The sequence below is a fragment of the Lysinibacillus agricola genome, from assembly GCF_016638705.1.
Lineage (GTDB): Bacteria > Bacillota > Bacilli > Bacillales_A > Planococcaceae > Lysinibacillus > Lysinibacillus agricola.
Genome location: NZ_CP067341.1, coordinates 3,273,494 through 3,290,629, shown reverse-complemented (window position 1 = coordinate 3,290,629; position 17,136 = coordinate 3,273,494). Strand labels below are relative to the sequence as shown.

At 29.1% G+C, this 17,136-nt stretch carries 31 protein-coding genes; 30 read left to right on the top strand and 1 reads right to left on the bottom strand.

All coding sequences use genetic code 11. The features are described 5' to 3' along the window. Positions 1-15: 15 nt before the first annotated feature. The 15 genes from FJQ98_RS16130 (at position 16) to FJQ98_RS16060 (ending at position 8,187) form a co-directional block, all read left to right on the top strand. A complete protein-coding gene (locus tag FJQ98_RS16130; protein WP_053595753.1) occupies positions 16-1,362 on the top strand; it encodes a hypothetical protein in 1,347 nt (448 codons plus the stop codon). Continuing rightward, a complete protein-coding gene (locus FJQ98_RS16125) occupies positions 1,362-2,339 on the top strand; it encodes a phage lytic cycle repressor MrpR family protein (RefSeq protein ID WP_053595754.1) in 978 nt (325 codons plus the stop codon). The genes FJQ98_RS16130 and FJQ98_RS16125 overlap by 1 nt, the downstream gene beginning before the upstream one ends. A 267-nt stretch (positions 2,340-2,606) precedes the next feature. Beyond that, the gene (locus FJQ98_RS16120; RefSeq protein WP_053595755.1) at positions 2,607-3,056 is read left to right on the top strand and encodes a hypothetical protein; all 450 of its coding nucleotides are present in this window, start codon (positions 2,607-2,609) and stop codon (positions 3,054-3,056) included. Between the two features lie 105 nt (positions 3,057-3,161). Continuing rightward, on the top strand, positions 3,162-3,371 hold the full coding sequence (locus FJQ98_RS16115; protein ID WP_053595756.1) for a hypothetical protein: 210 nt from the start codon (positions 3,162-3,164) through the stop codon (positions 3,369-3,371). A 27-nt stretch (positions 3,372-3,398) separates the two neighbouring features. Further along, a complete protein-coding gene (locus tag FJQ98_RS16110) occupies positions 3,399-3,788 on the top strand; it encodes a ribonuclease H family protein (RefSeq protein ID WP_053595757.1) in 390 nt (129 codons plus the stop codon). A gap of 29 nt (positions 3,789-3,817) precedes the next feature. Next, positions 3,818-4,057 (top strand): hypothetical protein, encoded by a 240-nt coding sequence (locus FJQ98_RS16105; RefSeq protein ID WP_053595758.1) that lies wholly within the window; start codon positions 3,818-3,820, stop codon positions 4,055-4,057. A 438-nt stretch (positions 4,058-4,495) separates the two neighbouring features. Further along, positions 4,496-5,083, top strand: coding sequence for a 3'-5' exonuclease (locus tag FJQ98_RS16100; RefSeq protein ID WP_053595759.1), 588 nt, complete (start codon positions 4,496-4,498; stop codon positions 5,081-5,083). After that, positions 5,083-5,466 carry a YopX family protein gene (locus tag FJQ98_RS16095; RefSeq protein WP_201406481.1) on the top strand — a complete coding sequence of 128 codons (384 nt, stop codon included), beginning with the start codon at positions 5,083-5,085 and terminating at the stop codon, positions 5,464-5,466. Before FJQ98_RS16100 ends, FJQ98_RS16095 begins: the two co-directional genes overlap by 1 nt. Positions 5,467-5,519: 53 nt before the next feature. Further along, positions 5,520-5,702: a hypothetical protein gene (locus FJQ98_RS16090; RefSeq protein ID WP_053595761.1), complete on the top strand. Its 183-nt coding sequence runs from the start codon at positions 5,520-5,522 to the stop codon at positions 5,700-5,702. Between the two features lie 42 nt (positions 5,703-5,744). Beyond that, a complete protein-coding gene (locus FJQ98_RS16085; protein WP_053595762.1) occupies positions 5,745-6,158 on the top strand; it encodes a hypothetical protein in 414 nt (137 codons plus the stop codon). Between the two features lie 197 nt (positions 6,159-6,355). Beyond that, the gene (locus FJQ98_RS16080; protein WP_053595763.1) at positions 6,356-6,547 is read left to right on the top strand and encodes a hypothetical protein; all 192 of its coding nucleotides are present in this window, start codon (positions 6,356-6,358) and stop codon (positions 6,545-6,547) included. 127 nt (positions 6,548-6,674) lie between these two features. Then, complete coding sequence (locus tag FJQ98_RS16075) at positions 6,675-6,926, top strand: hypothetical protein (RefSeq protein ID WP_053595764.1); 252 nt, start codon at positions 6,675-6,677, stop codon at positions 6,924-6,926. A 21-nt stretch (positions 6,927-6,947) separates the two neighbouring features. Then, complete coding sequence (locus tag FJQ98_RS16070; RefSeq protein WP_053595765.1) at positions 6,948-7,256, top strand: hypothetical protein; 309 nt, start codon at positions 6,948-6,950, stop codon at positions 7,254-7,256. Positions 7,257-7,260: 4 nt separating this feature from the next. After that, positions 7,261-7,887, top strand: coding sequence for a sigma-70 family RNA polymerase sigma factor (locus tag FJQ98_RS16065; RefSeq protein ID WP_053595766.1), 627 nt, complete (start codon positions 7,261-7,263; stop codon positions 7,885-7,887). A gap of 42 nt (positions 7,888-7,929) precedes the next feature. Then, entirely contained in the window at positions 7,930-8,187 is a 258-nt protein-coding gene (locus FJQ98_RS16060) for a hypothetical protein (protein ID WP_053595767.1), read from the top strand. 13 nt (positions 8,188-8,200) lie between these two features. Here FJQ98_RS16060 and FJQ98_RS16055 read toward each other — a convergent pair whose 3' ends face one another. Next, positions 8,201-8,362 carry a hypothetical protein gene (locus FJQ98_RS16055; protein ID WP_158003061.1) on the bottom strand — a complete coding sequence of 54 codons (162 nt, stop codon included), beginning with the start codon at positions 8,360-8,362 and terminating at the stop codon, positions 8,201-8,203. Between the two features lie 91 nt (positions 8,363-8,453). On the opposite strand from FJQ98_RS16055, the gene FJQ98_RS16050 reads away from it, so the two are divergent. The 15 genes from FJQ98_RS16050 (at position 8,454) to FJQ98_RS15980 (ending at position 17,118) form a co-directional block, all read left to right on the top strand. Continuing rightward, positions 8,454-8,642 (top strand): hypothetical protein, encoded by a 189-nt coding sequence (locus FJQ98_RS16050; RefSeq protein WP_143114915.1) that lies wholly within the window; start codon positions 8,454-8,456, stop codon positions 8,640-8,642. Between the two features lie 47 nt (positions 8,643-8,689). After that, the gene (locus FJQ98_RS16045) at positions 8,690-8,938 is read left to right on the top strand and encodes a hypothetical protein (RefSeq protein WP_053595769.1); all 249 of its coding nucleotides are present in this window, start codon (positions 8,690-8,692) and stop codon (positions 8,936-8,938) included. A gap of 12 nt (positions 8,939-8,950) precedes the next feature. Further along, positions 8,951-9,124, top strand: coding sequence for a hypothetical protein (locus FJQ98_RS16040; protein ID WP_158003062.1), 174 nt, complete (start codon positions 8,951-8,953; stop codon positions 9,122-9,124). Between the two features lie 31 nt (positions 9,125-9,155). After that, a complete protein-coding gene (locus FJQ98_RS16035) occupies positions 9,156-9,458 on the top strand; it encodes a BC1872 family protein (protein WP_053595770.1) in 303 nt (100 codons plus the stop codon). 36 nt (positions 9,459-9,494) lie between these two features. Then, a complete protein-coding gene (locus FJQ98_RS16030) occupies positions 9,495-9,920 on the top strand; it encodes a hypothetical protein (RefSeq protein ID WP_053595771.1) in 426 nt (141 codons plus the stop codon). 49 nt (positions 9,921-9,969) lie between these two features. After that, positions 9,970-10,551, top strand: a complete 582-nt coding sequence (locus FJQ98_RS16025) for a hypothetical protein (RefSeq protein ID WP_053595772.1) — start codon at positions 9,970-9,972, stop codon at positions 10,549-10,551. A gap of 29 nt (positions 10,552-10,580) precedes the next feature. Then, a complete protein-coding gene (locus FJQ98_RS16020) occupies positions 10,581-11,828 on the top strand; it encodes a Gabija anti-defense Gad2 family protein (RefSeq protein ID WP_053595773.1) in 1,248 nt (415 codons plus the stop codon). Between the two features lie 58 nt (positions 11,829-11,886). After that, positions 11,887-12,171, top strand: a complete 285-nt coding sequence (locus FJQ98_RS16015) for a hypothetical protein (RefSeq protein WP_053595774.1) — start codon at positions 11,887-11,889, stop codon at positions 12,169-12,171. A 427-nt stretch (positions 12,172-12,598) separates the two neighbouring features. Next, positions 12,599-13,420, top strand: a complete 822-nt coding sequence (locus FJQ98_RS16010) for a prohibitin family protein (RefSeq protein WP_053595776.1) — start codon at positions 12,599-12,601, stop codon at positions 13,418-13,420. Between the two features lie 84 nt (positions 13,421-13,504). After that, positions 13,505-14,056, top strand: coding sequence for a hypothetical protein (locus FJQ98_RS16005; protein ID WP_053595777.1), 552 nt, complete (start codon positions 13,505-13,507; stop codon positions 14,054-14,056). An 89-nt stretch (positions 14,057-14,145) separates the two neighbouring features. Then, entirely contained in the window at positions 14,146-14,313 is a 168-nt protein-coding gene (locus FJQ98_RS16000; RefSeq protein ID WP_158003063.1) for a hypothetical protein, read from the top strand. Between the two features lie 28 nt (positions 14,314-14,341). Continuing rightward, a complete protein-coding gene (locus FJQ98_RS15995; RefSeq protein WP_053595778.1) occupies positions 14,342-14,710 on the top strand; it encodes a hypothetical protein in 369 nt (122 codons plus the stop codon). After that, positions 14,707-15,123: a DUF1064 domain-containing protein gene (locus FJQ98_RS15990; RefSeq protein ID WP_053595779.1), complete on the top strand. Its 417-nt coding sequence runs from the start codon at positions 14,707-14,709 to the stop codon at positions 15,121-15,123. The genes FJQ98_RS15995 and FJQ98_RS15990 overlap by 4 nt, the downstream gene beginning before the upstream one ends. Before the next feature lie 226 nt (positions 15,124-15,349). Beyond that, a complete protein-coding gene (locus FJQ98_RS15985; protein ID WP_053595780.1) occupies positions 15,350-16,369 on the top strand; it encodes a hypothetical protein in 1,020 nt (339 codons plus the stop codon). After that, positions 16,363-17,118 (top strand): hypothetical protein, encoded by a 756-nt coding sequence (locus FJQ98_RS15980; protein WP_053595781.1) that lies wholly within the window; start codon positions 16,363-16,365, stop codon positions 17,116-17,118. Before FJQ98_RS15985 ends, FJQ98_RS15980 begins: the two co-directional genes overlap by 7 nt. Positions 17,119-17,136 lie beyond the last annotated feature (18 nt).

Here is a 17,136-nt window from a genome sequence, read left to right as displayed (position 1 = left end):
AAAGGAGTTTTTTAAATGAAAATCAATAAAGATAGAGAATCTTTAGAGACAGAAGTAAAAAGTCTAATTTCTTTATTTGCTACAACTGTAGATAAAAAAGAATTTGACTTAATTGTAGAGCATTTAAATAGTAAACATGGAATTAAAAAGTCTAATGTTTATATGTTACTTAACAACTCAAATAATGTATCTAAATTAACATTAGAAGAATTAGCATTATTCGGAAAACAATTAACTGTAAAATTAGGAATTGATAATATTGAATGGATGAATACTTGGTTCACTGAAAGAGAAATTAAAGAATTCGAAAGATTTCAATTTGTTGATATGCAATCAATTGATGATCTAGATTTCCCTATAACGCTTTCCAATGTAACTTATCTTGGAAATGGATACTATAATTTAACAATTACAAGACAATTGCTTGGTAGGTTATATAAATACGGTAAATTAAACTACAATCCAAATGTACAACGTGGAATGAGAAAAGTCTATCGTTATGGTAAAGAGATGGAAGAACCAATTGTATTTAAAAGTAAAGTAACTGAAATGAGTAAATTGACATTAGAAGATAAATTAGAACCATCAACAATAACATTAAATGCAGCACAAATGTCGTCTGATGAAGGTGAAGAACTAATTTACGATGAAAAATCGCACAAATTAACAATAAATTCAGGGACAATTTTAGATATCGTAGACGGAATGCATAGAACGTTAGCAACATATAGTGCATATTCAAAAGATAAAGACATTAACGGATCTTATCCAATTACTATTTCTAACAAATCAGATGAAGAAATTCAGAGATATCAAGTAAATATGGATAAACAAACTCCATTAACAAGAAGTAAGATTGTCGAGTATTCAGGTGGGCATGTTAGTAATGTGATTAATATTTTAAAATCTAAAGGTGAATTAAAAGACAGAATTAGTTCAGTAGGAGACAGTAAGGCAACTTTACGCGGTAGTGATATTATCCCTTATAAAATGCTACATGCTGCTATTAGTAATGTTTATAATATTGATTCTGTACTTCAATCAAGAAAAGTTGCAGATGAAATAAATGAATATCTAGTATATCTATTTGGGTATTTTGGTAAGCACGAAAGAGATGAATATAAAGTATTGTTTGATGCAGATTTATTCGAAGCTCATTTAACTTTGGCTAGTAAGATGAAAGAGAATAAAATTCCGTATGACAAACTGTCTGAAATAATTAAAATTGAAGCATTTAATATAGAGAATAAATTCTGGAAAGATACAAATGTAATCAATAATGAAGGTAAAGTAGTAAACAAGAAAATGAGAAGGAAGATAAGTGATTTCTTTGAAGGTATGTTAGAGGAGGCAGAATTGTAGTGTATAACAGAGAATATAAAATGAAATTTATTGAAACTTTAGATGTTAAAGAAATAAGTGAGGAGCGTTATGTTTATCTTTTTGAAAAAACAGCGGAAGTTGAATTTAAAATTAATAAAGATTTGTTTGATATGAATTTCGAAGAATTGGAAATTACTTTTTATGCAGCTAAGAGAAGTAAGCATCGATCACTAATTTCATATATTACAACTATAAAAAATTACATTACATGGGCTAAAGATAATGGTTATGGCGTATCACCAGTTCATCCAATCGTGGAATCTATCAATACTTCTTTTGTTGATAAATACTTATATAAAGAAGGATTAACTTATTATACAAGAGAAGCTTTACTTATGAATATTGAAAAGCTTATAAATGTTCGTGATAAAGCAATCGTTTTAGCAGTGTTTGAGGGGATCAGAGGTAAGGCTTTATCTGAATTAACTAATTTACGATATGAAGATTTATCTGAAAAAGAAGGTAAATATTATGCATCATTGCTTTCTGATGAAATTAATTTAGATAATCGTCAAATTGAAATATCTAAAGAGTTATACGACTTATTTGTTCAAACTTATAGAAAAACAGAGTACATTGGAAAGAAAGGAAATGTTACTCGTGTTGCTGATGGAGAATATATATTAAGAAAGAATCGAGTAGGTGAAGGTGATATTAGATTTACAGTCAGTATGATTAATAGTTTATTCTCGGGCATCATTAAAACTGAGTTTGAAGATGCTCAAATAACAGTAACCTCATTAATTGAATCTGGGGCAATGTGGTATACAAATTCATTACTAAAAGATGACAGAGTTATTACTAAAGAAATAGCTACCAATGTAATGAATAGATACGGTTTATACTCGTTCAAAGGTGAAAAGAAAAGTTATCCTTCATTTATGAGATATAAAGAAGTTATAAATGATGAATTTTTTGAAGATAACTATGGCAGCTTTAAATATGAATTTAAATAAATTTAAAAAGGACTGAATGTTTACCATTCGGTTTCCTTTATACATAAAAATAAATAAATGATTGTACAATGTTTGATTTTTGCTAAATTTATTCAAAGAAATAGAAATGGAGAATATTTCTAGGAACAATCAAACGAAAAATAAGAACAAATGTTTGCATTTCTATATTGACAATACTGTATATGGTTGGTAAAATTGTATCAATAGAGATGATAGTAGATGCTACATCTATACTAAAATTAATGGAAAATGGAGGAATATTACAATATGAGTGCACTTTTAGTATCATTTGAAGCTAATCTAGTAATAAAAGATAAAAGTCCAGAAGAGTTGGAGGAGTTGTTTGATGGATTGCTACCGTCAAACGGACTCCATATGAAAAACATAAAGGGTAGAAAATTATTAGTTGAATGTATGGATTCGCAATTTACAGAGATTTTAGAAATCGATGAAGATGGACAAGAAGTAACTTTTTTAAATCGTAAACCAGAATTAAAATATTATCCTTCAACAAATAATACTTTTAAAACTAATGATATGATTAGGATTAATGGGAAAGGTGACTACAATATCATCTTGACTCCTATGTTTGCATTTTTATACAACGGCGAAACACAGACTACTATTGAGATGGACAACGTAAAAAATATCAATGATACGAAGCTATATCTAGAACAAAACTATCCGGAATACATAGTGCTTCGTAAGATTACCTGATCAGATTAATTAATGATGATTAATGTTAGGGTGTGGTATTAGGGTGTTTTCTAATGTCGCACCTTGAAATTAATAAACAATAAAATACATAAAGGTGGTATGTTCATGATTAAAAAGTATAGTAAAAAGCGATATGAAGATTTTGGACTGTTCATTTCTCCTAATAGACGTGGAGATGGGTTTAAAATAATAAGAGATGAGGATGGTTGGATATTTGACAAAACTTACAAAGATAAAGACTCAGCGCAAAGATGGATAGATGAAATGATTGATCTTATAGATAATTCAAAAGCTAAATGGGAAGCAAATACATAAAATACATAATGACTGAGGTAAATATATATGATTAAAATTTATACAGATAGTAGTTACAAGGATGGATCATCCACACACCACTACTTTGTCATGAAAGGAAACAGAAGAATTAAAAGAAGAACATTTATTGGATTTGATGAATCTTCTATGAAAGCAGAAGCAACAACGATAATTAAGGCTTTACAGATGGTATTAAAGAAAGAATGGAAAGGAGTAACAGTTTATACAGATTCATTAACTACTGTATTTGGAGTTAAGCATGATAAATTTAATAATGAGGATTTTCGATACATAGCACATTTACTTAAAGTAACAAATTCAAAAATACAGTGGAAGAATAGACGACATTATAGAATTAAATTAGCTGACACTGAATGTCGTAAGATGATGAAGACTAAATTGAGACGAGTAGTTTAAAAATACATATACATAAAGGTGAGATAAGAATGAGTAGTGATGTTACAAACTTAAAGAATACTTTTGATTCAATTATTAATGAATACGATAAAGGTTCGATGTTTAATGATGACGATAGCATAAAGTCTTGGATTGCTAGATGTGATTGGCTTGTTAAACAGATGGTAGACATTAAAGTAGGAGCAGGATTCAAATATTTTGAGCTGCAAAAAGAGTATAATCCTCTTCAGGAAAATAGCAACATTGGTGAGGGTGAAGAAACTGAATAATTGGATTGAACCTAAAGAATATAATGTAATTGGACGTTGTGTAAACAAAGAATGCTTAAATGAAATAACTAGAGAAGATGAGTATCTGGTAGATGATCACAATTTATATTGTGACTCAATTTGTTATACTAAATATATGTTGGAACAAGGTGCAGTCAAGGAAATTAAATATTAAAATACATAATTTAAATAAATATATATTTAAAATTAATTATACATAAAAGAGGATGCAGATATGGACTTTAATAAATTTAACGGAAAGAAGATTCTTAAGGCAAGCAATGAAATTGAGTTACATGAAAACATTATAGAATGTAATAGGAATGGATGGCAAGTTGGTAGTAATATGCGATACATATCAAACGATTATCGTCCATTTCAAATACTAATGAAATACACAGGATTTTAAAATACATATACATAATGAGGAGAATTAGTATGCGAAAAGATATTATGGTTGATATTGAAACACTAGGTACTGGAGAAAATGCAACAGTATTTCAAATTTCAGCAATGAGCTTTGATATTCAAACAGGGGACAAGCATGACTCAATTAATTTGATCGGCGATATTGAAAAATACAGCAGCTTAAATGTTGATGGTTCAACTCTAAAATGGTGGTTAAATACAGATAAAGAACTACTTACTGAATTGTTGAATAAAGGTACGTGTAATGAATACGATTTATTTGAAATTTTACACACATGGTTATTATCTCAATCAGAGACAGGCGATATGAAGGATGTCTACTTATGGGGTAACGGTATCCTATTCGATAATGCAAAGTTGCAAACTAACTTAAATGGGTGTAATGATCTGAAGTATCCAATTTATTATAAAAATGATCGTGATGTACGGACAATTTTAGAGTTAGCAAGTATGAAGTCAGGACTAAGTGAAGATGAAATTAAAGCGTCTGTAACAGATGAAAATGAGCGTAAGCATGATGCTTTTGATGATATTGCTTATCAAATTAGATTAATAGTTAAGTGTTACGAAATTTTAATGAATAAAGAGGCAGAGTAATGCGAGAAAAAAATTTTCGATATACATTTATGCATGTTCAAACAGGAAATATTGAACAGAAGATTTATACATTGAATCAATTAGAAGAACGGAACACAAAGGATTTATCACCATGTTTCAATGCTGAATTTGGATATAAATTGATTGGCAGAGATGAATTTACTGGCTTAAAAGATAAGAATAGTAAGGATATTTATGAAGGAGATGTAACTAAAGGACACTTGTGGAGAAAAGGAAAAGGGTATAGACACGTTGGTAGAGTCGCTTATGTACATAGTGCGTTTAAAGTTCGTGGTGTTAAACAGTATTTCGGCATGGATGATGAGCTTAATATGACTTATGAAATTATTGGCAACATCTACGAAAATCCAGAGATGCTGTAAGTTTTATAATACCACTCTATTACAAAATATTAAAAATCAGGAGGAATGTATTTATGGATAAGAAATTAATTAAGGAAGCAGTAATTGAAATGTTTAAGAGCGGTGAGTTACAGTTGGATGTTGGCTGCGGATGTATTGGAGACGAAACATTTATAGAAGTTGAACTATACAACGTGACACAAGACGGTGTAAAGATTAGTTTAGCTAAAGATTATGACTATATTCCAGTAAAATAATTAATTAAAAGTGGAATATTATAGAAAGAAGGAGAGAGTTATATGAAAAAATTTAAAAAACATAAATTTATATCAATGGAAAAGTTGTGTAGAATTTTTGATAAAAAAGAATTAAACATTCATTTGTATCGTGACGAACTGAGCTATTGGGATTATGTAATATGGAAAAAAGATATTGTCAAAGTAGGATATGGACAATATACATTTTTAAATGTTGATCAGACATATTTTGATATAAAATTTAAAAATAATGATTGTGAAAAAGTTGAGTTCATGAATATACGTAGAAAATTAAAAGAAATAATTACTTTAGAAGAATTAAAAGAGTTTTCTCAATATAGTAAAATAAAACCCATTTATAAATTTACTGATTTTGATGATATTCCTCTTAATTGTGAATCTGGTGAATTAGGTGGTAAATATTCGGTGACCTTAGTAGGATTGCTAATGAAATAAAAGCGAATATCGTAAATTAAATAATAAAATACATAAAATGCACTTGAAATTAATAAGTTGTTAGATTAAGATATATTTAACAAATGAAACGAAGAAATGATAATTATAACATTCTCATTATAAATAAATAGTTGTTATGTAGCAAAAGTCGGTGATTAATTAATAAAATACATAATAATGAAATGGAGATGTTGACGATGTATGAAGAGATAAAGCAGGTTAGTAGTGACCCCATAATAGATGATAAACTAAGACAAGCTATGATTAAGCAAATGGAAATAGGTTATCAACAAATGTATGAAATCAATCTTCAAATGGCAAACGACATGTTTCATCTGGAAAGTGAAGCTGAAACAATTAATGATAATATTGTAAAAGGTGAATGGTAAGTTAACTAAAGAAGACTATGTTGCTTTAATAGTAAATACTATAAATTAATATTAACTGTTAAAGCAATGTGGATTTTAATAAACGGATGTTTTTAATTTAAAAATACATAAGAATAGAGGTGTAAAAATGGTTATACATTTATTAGATGAAATGCGATTCAATAGAAAGACATCTCAGCAATACATTATTACATACGAAACTAAAGAAACTATTAAAGAAATATCTAAGTTAGGTTCAATTACATACAAATCACCAGTATTAAATGTTTTATTTATTGATACATATAAAAGTAAAAATGAGTTACTTAAGATCGAAGGAGTGATGAGTGTAACCGTACCAACGAAAGGTAAGTTATTAAATAATAAGGAAAGATATTGATATGGAAAGGTGGGATCTGTAGTGAGTAAAATTACACTAAATCAGTTTATATATGATAAAATTAATGAATTACTAAATACATATAAAGAAGTAGAATTTCATAGTGCGAACGATGTAATGTTAACAAAAGGCGGATGTTCAGAACAATTTACATCCAAAGCAACAGATTTAAATAAGATAGGACAAGGTATTAGTATTCATGACGTTGATAATACAGAACGTTTCCCATTTAAAGAAAATGGAACTAAGGTATTGTTTAATATAAAGCGTCCACGTAAACGAAAGTTTGAATTACATACTGAATACTTTATCTGGGATCGAGAAGGGTAAATAGATGGATAAATTAACAAATGAAGAATTAGTGGAGTTATATAAGAAAGGCAAAGAAGAGGCAGGAAATGAATTATTTAATAGGAATAAAGGTTTAATCTATGAAATCGTAAGAAAGTTTAATAATAAGTCTAGGTTGAGCGAAGAAGATATAATAAGTGCATCTTACTATGGATTTGCAAAAGCTATTAAAACTTTTAATGAATCAAAAGGAATAAAATTCTCTACATACTGTTACACTGTTATGAAAAATGAAGTATGTAAAAGTTTAGAATACTACAAATATAAGAAGAATGATGACTCAGATTTTATTATTTCATCATTAGACCTTAAGATATCTTTAGAAAATAAAAAATCTTCTTTGATAGAAATATTGGACGCTTCAGATAACGATGTATTACATAAAAATGACTATACATACTTACATAATGCAATAGAATACGCAAGGACACTGATAATTGAAAAGTATCATCCGTACTTATTACCATTGCTATTTAGAGAAACAACTACGTATGAAGTAGCTCCAATTATTGGGGTAAGTCCAAGAACAGTGCATTATACAACTACAATGTTTAGAGAGCATGTGCGTGAATATATTTATCATTATTCAAATGGTGAAATAGTTTCCTAGTTTTAAATGAAAGAATGATATTAATGAAAGGATTTGATAAACGTGAAATTTAATAGAGGTACATATAACAGAATTAGTGAGGAAGCAAGTCTACTTAGTATGACAGCGTCTCAATTATCACTAGCTTTTGAATTAGATGATAAAGAACATTTGAAGGATAAAGAACTACTTAGTGGATATGAAGAACGTCAATTAGTCTTAATCAAAGATAGTATTGCTCGTATATATGCGACTCTAGAGTTATGGGAGGTAGAAGGGCATATTGACCATGCATTTGAGCATAAAGGAGAAGAAAAATAAAAAAAGGATGATTTCATCCTTTAGGTTTATTCTCAGACTTCTTATTAAGATGTTCTAGTGCTTCAATATACTTCTTGGCGATTTCTAATTCATCTTTAGAAATATCATTGAACAAATTTTTCAATGCAAGATGCTCATCACAATTAACTTTATTAGTATTAAGTTTTTCAGACATACATAATCAATCCTTTACAACTTATATCACAGTTAATGTTAGCATTTCACATTGATTATTTTCAAATAAAACGATTATATGGGAGGGATTTATGATGAGTAGCACTGTAACATTTATGGATGCTATGGAGGCAAGTAAGAATGGTAAAGTTGTAAGATTTTATGACAAAGAAGGTTTTTATAATTCAGTATTTAAATACAATTATCCAATCAATGAAAACGGAATTGAACTATACTCATTTGAAGATTTAATTGAAGGAACTTGGGTTATTTTAGATTGATAAAACTAAAATAAAAAATAAGTATTATTGAAGGGATGAGAGTCATATTGGAAGTAAATAATACAGTTCAATTAATTATTGATTTAATCAATGAATATGATAACAACGGAGGCATTTTAACTCAAAAATTAACATTAAAATATGCTAAAAAGATTAATGAATTAGATGAGTATAAGAAGTTAGAAAGCAAATTAGATAAAATACATAAAGATTTGCTTCAGATGAAAAAGGTCAATGACTGTAAATATGTAGATATTGATTATATGTTAAATGCTATTGAAAATGAAAAATATTAAGGAGAGATTTTAATGAATGATAAAGAAATAGAAATGACATTACCAAATGGATTCACTGTTGCAATTTTTGAATATGAAGGAAATATTGTTTTGGATTTGATAAACGATAGAGGGTACTCAGTTTCAGATACAAAATTACATAAATCAGAAATAGCGAAAATACATGAGATAACTGCTATTAAATAATAATTCACTTTTTATAAAGGAGAATAAAACAATGAATGTAAATCACATCATTGCCGAAAAGATAATGAAATGGGAGACTGATGAGGAGTCTGGCCGTTGGAAAGTTAAGCATATGCTTCTAGGTAAGTCGTATTGGAATCCTACCCACACTATTAGTGATGCTTGGGAAGTGCTAGAAACTTTCGAAGAAGGTTTAGTCAGAAAGAGAATGAATGGTTTAAATTATCGTGCGTGGGTTATACATGAAAATAAAGAATGCTCAGCATTTGGTAATACACCTAGCGAAGCTATTGTTAATGTTGCATTAAAAGCACATAATATTGAAATTAAGTAATAGTACGATATCATCTAAAAAAAAGGAGATGTTACAATGTTTAAAAATATTTTTAAGAAATTCAAAAAGAAAAATAATACTCAACAAATAAATAAGGCTGTTGTTCCTGAAGAGAAATACATTTTCAATAATGATGTAATTGCATACAAAACTAAGAATGTTATTGATGAAATTAAGTCAAAGTATAAAAATATTGTTATGACATCAGTAGTAGATGTTAAATTTGAAATTTATAATAAAGATATTGAGTTCATCACACTTATGCCAACCATTTCTAACTCAACTGGTGAAGTGAATGTGAGAATTGAAGACATACTAATTGAAGGCGATTTACTTGTATCAATTAGTGCGTTTGATGGAAATGGGAATAAGATTGAGGATGATATTAAACTAAAGTTTAAAAATGCCAAAATTGATACACATTCAAATAAAATTACTGTAGATCCAAATAACATTATTTAATATAGAAAATACATAAAATACACGTATTATCGAAAAGAGGAGGTTTAAATTGAATACTGAATACCTAAAAGAACAACTTGATAATATTATGTCTTTCCGTGATACATATAAAACTTCTACAACAGAAGATAAATATTTACATAATGAACTATCTAAGATGATTAGAGTGATTAAAAGTAAAATTTGGGATGAAGAACATGATGAATACAATAGGAATAGACTGAAAACAAAAACTATTGATGGTGTAGAGATTGTTATTCCAGAATTTATAAGTGGTCTTGATGACGATTATGAGTTTAAACATGTCGACAATACTTTATATGCTCTACCAAGTAAGTGCTCAAAAGACGAAGATGGTTCATTTCATGAGTACGTATATGCGTATATTAAAGAGAATGATAATAAACATGTTCGATTTCTTGTTAGATTACTAGGAGGAGATAGGTTTGGAGATCGAATTTTTACAGAGGCAAATTATTATAAAAAGATAGAAAGTAATTATAAGTATCTAAATAAAAACTACGGAAAAGATGATCGTTTTCCAGAGAAGTTTAGAAAGCAAGTTGAAACAATTATTAATGAATTTAATAAGTTAGATGGAGTTAATGATTTCAATCCAATTACAAAATAAAATACATAGCGAAAAGGAGAATAAACATATTGAATACACAATTTGAAGAAAAGAAGTTGCTGAAATTACTAGGAAGTGAATTAGTAGATTTATTTAAAAAGTACAATGTATTTGTAGCAGGTGGAGCTATTACAAGTATTTTTACTAATAGTGAAATTAATGATATTGATGTTTACACTCGTAATGAAGATGATTTATTGGGACTTATCGAAGAACTATTTGATCACTGTGGAAATAAAGTTTTAAGTAGTACGAAAAAATCTACATTATTTGCAGATGGAGAGTTATTAGTTCAAGCAATACATTTCAAATGCTTTGATACAGCAGAAGATATTTTTGATTCATTTGACTTCACATCAGTTATGGGAGCATATGATTTCAAAGATAATAAGTATTATTTCCATGATGATTTCATGAAACATAACTCTCAAAAAATTATCAAGTTTAATTCAAATACTGCATACCCATTAATTTCAGCATTACGTGTTCAAAAGTATGAAGATAAAGGGTATAAGATTTCCAAAGCTGAATATCTACGAATTGTCATGACATGTATGAAATTAGAAATTAACTCATATGAGGAATTACAGGAACATTTAGGTGGAATGTATGGTGTTAATCTAGACAAACTGTTTGAAGATATTAAAGATGATGAGTTTAGTTTACAAGCAGCTATTGAAAAGTTGGCAGAAATTACATTGTCAGATGAGTACTTTGAGAAACCTGAGCTTGAGTTCATTTTAGAATTAGACGAAGTAATTAGTAAAATTTCACCTAAAGCAATTAAATATGTTGAGTTTAAAGGTAAGATTTATCGTGTACATAATAGTGGAGAAATTGATGAAGAAAGTGTCAAATACGACAATCACACAATGTTAGATATTAAAGACATATTCAAAGATAATAAGTTATATAAATTTGTTAAAAAGAATGAAGATGGTACATACAGTAGTTACTACGATGATAAATTTACATATAAGATTGGCGAAATAGCAGAAGCAAATGGAGCAGTTGGTACATATTCTTGTGATAAAGGTAAATTGCACTTTAACACAAAAGAGAAAATTAAAAAGTCTACATATTTTGATAAGAAAGATAAAGTTTTATTAGAAGTAATGTTCAATACAGATGATTTGCTTGATATTGATCATTCTACAAAAGTGACAGCTCGTAAAGTATATGTTGTTCGTGAAGTGCCAGAATTGGAATGGAAAATGTGGATCGGGAATAAACATGTCTCAAAAGAAGGAGCATATTGTGATTCACCTCTGTTTTAATTAAGTAATATTCTGCTTTTATGAAAGTATCTTCAATGGGAATAGGAGGGCTTACAGTTTGATTAAACTTATAAAGAAATTGATTAAAGGTGACGGAGAATTAAGTTTTTGGTTCAATAAAGGGAATAAAAACACTTCAATTCATGATTATCGTTATATTCGTAAGCAGAATTATTTAGAGTATGGGAATGATCCAGATATCAATATTAAGCGTAAATGGGGAATTCATACCAACGGAGCTATCAAAGGCAACAAAGAACATAAATGTTTAGATTGGCAGCTTAATTTAGGTCATATTCATTTTAACTATACTAATTTCAACTACAATAAAAGGGTTATATAATCATGATTAAACTAACTAAAACACAACAAAGAATTCTATTCACAATGTATAAAGACTCTATCCTGAGGAATATAAGTATCGATGATTTGATATCATCAGGTTATTATAATAATCCATCAAACAAGAGGTTATATGAAAATGTACAGAAAGAATTACGCAAATTTATAAGAGTTTTTGAAACTAGCATTATAAAAGAACTCACAATTGAAATAGAAAACATTAAATAATATTTCAGTTTTATTTAAGAAAATATATAAAAGGAGATTGATTAATTGAGGGCAATATTATCGTTATTGATTATAACAGTAATAATTACATATGTAATAACATTTATATTTCCATCATTAAAGAATTATATTAAATCAGAAGTAAATAGAATTAACAAAGTATACAATACAAAATCAAACGATGAAGAGGAGAATGTAAAATGAGCTTAAAAGGTATTTTAGGTTTAGTAGGCACAGGAATTGGAGTATTAGGTTTATCAATTGGACTTATGGTATTTGTCGAAAAAGTACCTGAAGGTAAGGTTGCTGTAGTCTATAGTCCATCTAATGGAGCTAAAGAAGTGTTAAATCCAGGATGGCACTTAGTAGGATTATTAGAGAAGACTCAAGAATATCCAACACGTGTTACTATCGTGAAAGATAATATTAGTGTAACTACAGAAGATGGAAAGAAAATCACTATGCCTGTTCGTTATGAAATGAAAGTTGATAAATCTAAAGTATTAGATATTTTTAAAGAGTTAGGATCACAAAAAATCGAACAAATTCAAGAAGGTTATCTAGCACAAAAACTTTTTAAATCAGCACGAGAAGTTGTTTCAGGTTACTCTGTATTAGATATTTATGGAACTAAAACTTCTGAAGCATCTGCAAAAGTAACTGAATTAATGGCTAAAGAATCTGATAAACTAGGATTCATCATTGCAGATGTAACACTTGGTACTCCTGAACTGGATGAAAACACACAAAAAGCAATTGATGCACGAGTACAAGCTTCACAAGAATTAGAAAAGTTAAAATTAGAGAAACAAATTGCAGCTGAACAAGCAGAGAAGAAACGTATTGAAGCCAAAGGTACTGCCGATGCTAAAATTGAAAAAGCTAAAGGTGAATCAGAGGCAAATAAATTATTAAGCAACTCTATTACTCCTGAATTACTTAAACTTAAAGAAATGGAAGCACGAATGGAGCATGGTTGGGTTTCTGTACAAGGAGCTAATACTACAGTAGTGAAGGAATAGAGATATACATATATTGTGGTCGATTAGAAATAGTTGACCACAATTAATTAAAAATCACATTTTATAAAAATTGGAGGAAGATAGATGCATAAATTTTACGAGGATCTAAAAGTATTCATTCTAAATCAAGATCAAGAGACGAAGAAGACACTAATTCCGTATTATGAAACATTATTGCAGCTAGAGTCATACTCAGAAATGAAGGAGTTGCTAAATGACTATACTTGCTTAGACGACATTGAGTTTGTAGAAAGTGATAATGGTTGGTTAATTGGAACGTTTGAAATACATAATAATTCATTAGGAGTAGTTTACAAAATCCATTTAGAGTTGGGTAACATGTCAGGTAGTTATTGTGAATGCAGTACAACTGATGAACTCTACAATATAGAACATGATTGTTGCGGAAATGGATGTGACTTCTACGCTCCTAGAATTTCGATCACTAAAGAAATAAGTATTGTTAGCCATGATTTTCAGGGATATGCACGTGATTTATGGGCTTTAGAGGAAAAATGGACGACTGATTATGAAAAAGAAGCATTACATAAAAAGAACTTAGAAAAAGCTTTAGAAATAGAAGCACAAATCGAAAGGTTACAAAATGATTTACGCATGGTACAAACACAGTTATAAAAATTAAATAATAAAATACATAAAAATACTTGTAATATTAAAATAAGATGTTATAATAAATATATAAGTTAAGAAAGGGAGTGATGACGATGGTCAGTAGATTGACTTATGAACATGAGATGGAGATTTTGAACGAGCTAGACTTATTGAATGAACAACAAGAATTTACTCGTGATAATGTTGTTTGGTGTAATAAGACGATCAAGAAACTGCTACTAGAATTACATTTTATAAGAAATGATATTATTAATCAATAAAATACATAAAAAGTTAGGTGATTTGATATTGGTAGAAACTCCAGTGGAAGAAAAGAATGCAGTACAGTTAACTGAAGACTACAGAATTACAAGTGATCAACGTAACATCATTTTGCAGAAACGTTATCAGAAGCGTGAAGGTCGTGGGAAGAATTCTCCTCTAATTGATAGTTACGACTACAAGGATGTAGGATACTTTGGTAATTTAAAATCATTACTAAATGGATTAGTGAATTATGAAGTTCCTTTATCAGCTACAATGACAGGAAAAATTGAAGATGCACATCTACAAATTGAAAAGTTACGAGATGAGATTGTGCAGCATGTTTTGGATAAGGTGACTATTCTTCAATACAATCCTAAGTTAAAAGAAAATGTAGACGGTGATGCTGATTGACCAAGTACGGAGCTAAAAAAGTAGTAGAAGATGATATTCGGTTTGACTCGAAAATGGAACGTGACTACTATTTATACTTAAAGCAACAACGATCACAAGGTGAGATCAAAGGTTTTACTTTACAACCGTCTTTCGAATTACAATCCAAGTTTGAAAAGGATGGTAAAAAGTACAGAGCAATTACATATAAGGCTGATTTCAAAGTAATACATAATGATGAAAGTATAGAGATAATTGATGTAAAAGGAATGACTACACCTTTATTCAATATGAAGGAGAAAATGTATCATTATCATCATGGTCATCCATTAACTCTTATTACATACAGTAAAATTGATGGCGGATGGATAACATTAGAAGCATTGAAACAAGCTAGAGCATTACGGAAAAAGAATAAAAGCAAGAAAAAGTAATTAAAATTAACTATCGAACCTTGAGCGATGTAAATAATTGAAGCTTAAATTAATGAAGGTAAAAATAACTAACATTCGCATGTTCTCAAACAATAAGTTTCGCCAAAGCTTATTACATATGTTCTCAGTAAAATCCTAATATTATTTAAACTTTTAGTTAGGTACATTGTGATTGGTTCGATAATTAATAATTAAAATACATAATTGAAATGGAGAGATTTATTTAATGGCTAAAACAACTCATGGATTACCGGAAACAAAAGGATTCTTCCGATTACGAGGAATTGCAACAGGATTAAAAAAGGAAGATGCCCTTAAACCACAAACATTCCCATCAGGTGCAGAAAAGAATACAGCAAAATTCGGTGTAAAGGTAGACCAAGAATCAACTGTCTTTATTAATGTAGAAGGTTTTAAAAGTAAGAATGCATATCTTTTCAAACAGTCTGAAGTTAAAGGAGAAAAACCGCAACAAAAAATTGTACCTTGGGATGATCGATACAACTACGAAGAAGAAGGATTTAAAGTTATCGGTACTCGCTTAGGATTAGAAAAAGATGAGAAAGGTAAGAACGTCATTTCTACATTTGCACAATACGATGCAGCAGAAGAAGTAGTTAGCGGTTTAAGTGATGATACTTCTATTTATATACAAGGTCAAATTGAATACTCTTCATTTAGAAATCGTGAAGGCGATGCCATTCGTAATAAAAAGCTGCTTGCTGATGCAGTATTCTTAAATACTAAAGATATTGATTTTGAAGAAGAAGGATTTGAATCATTATCAGATTTTAAACAAAAAATTGTGTTTATCGGAATTGAAAAAGCTGAAAATGGAGATAAATTCTTAATCGAAGCAAAAATCATTACTCAAAATTCAATCGAAAATGTAGAGTTTGTAGTTTATGAAAAGTCTCTAGCAAATATGATCAAGAAGAATTTAAAACCATACACATCTATTGATGTTAGTGGGAAAATCGTCAATAAGGCTGATGTAGAAGAAGTAAAAGAAACTGACTCTTGGGGCAAAACAAATTCATTTGACAGAGCAAATACATCATATACTCGTGAATATGTAATCGAAGGTGCTAATCCAGAAACAATTGATACTGAAACGTATACCCAATCAATTGTAGATGAAGCGTTAGAGAAATTAAATGCAGAAGGTCAACAGAAGTCATCTGAAACTTGGGGCAAAGGCAAAAAAGAAGAAGTTGAGATTGAGGAAGACTCATTACCTTGGTAACAGACATTATAGAAGATATAAAAAATATTACCTTATACATAATGGATGAATTAAATATTGATAGAATGCCAACAATTGAAGAAATAAGGCGTTCAAATTATCGTGAATTGGAAAGAATGATATATTCTAATGGTGGTATGACTTTGTGGGCGAAAAAATTAAATTTGCCCACAAAGAAAAAGATATATAGAGATTCCAGTTTGACAAAAGAAGAAGAGATAATCAGAGGCATCAAACAGGTTCAGGAAATATTAAAGATAAACTGTATGCCAACATATAGTCAAATTAGAACAACTTTAGAGAATGGTTACAGCATAACAGGATTAATCTCTAAAGGTAATGGATATAGATATTACGCTAACTTATTAAACTTAGATTTACAAACTTCTGAAACCAATTTTGGAATAGATTATGAATTTAAAACACTAGACATGCTATTAAACAAAGGTTTTGAAGTTGAAAAAATGAGTGTTAAGCATCCATACGATATATTAGTAAATAAAGAAACTAAAATCGATGTTAAGACATCTAATTTACATAATACTAAAACTGGTTCGTTCTTCAAGTTTAATATCTGGAGTAAAAAGCATAATTGCGATTATTATATAGCACATTGCGTTCTTGATGAGAAAATATTTAAAACTTTAATTATTCCTTCTAAGGAACTTCGATCTTATAATTTTAGCGTAGGAATGAGAAGTAAATATGACGTGTATAAAGATAAGTGGGACTTAATAAAACAGGCATAACATTTGTAATTAAAATAA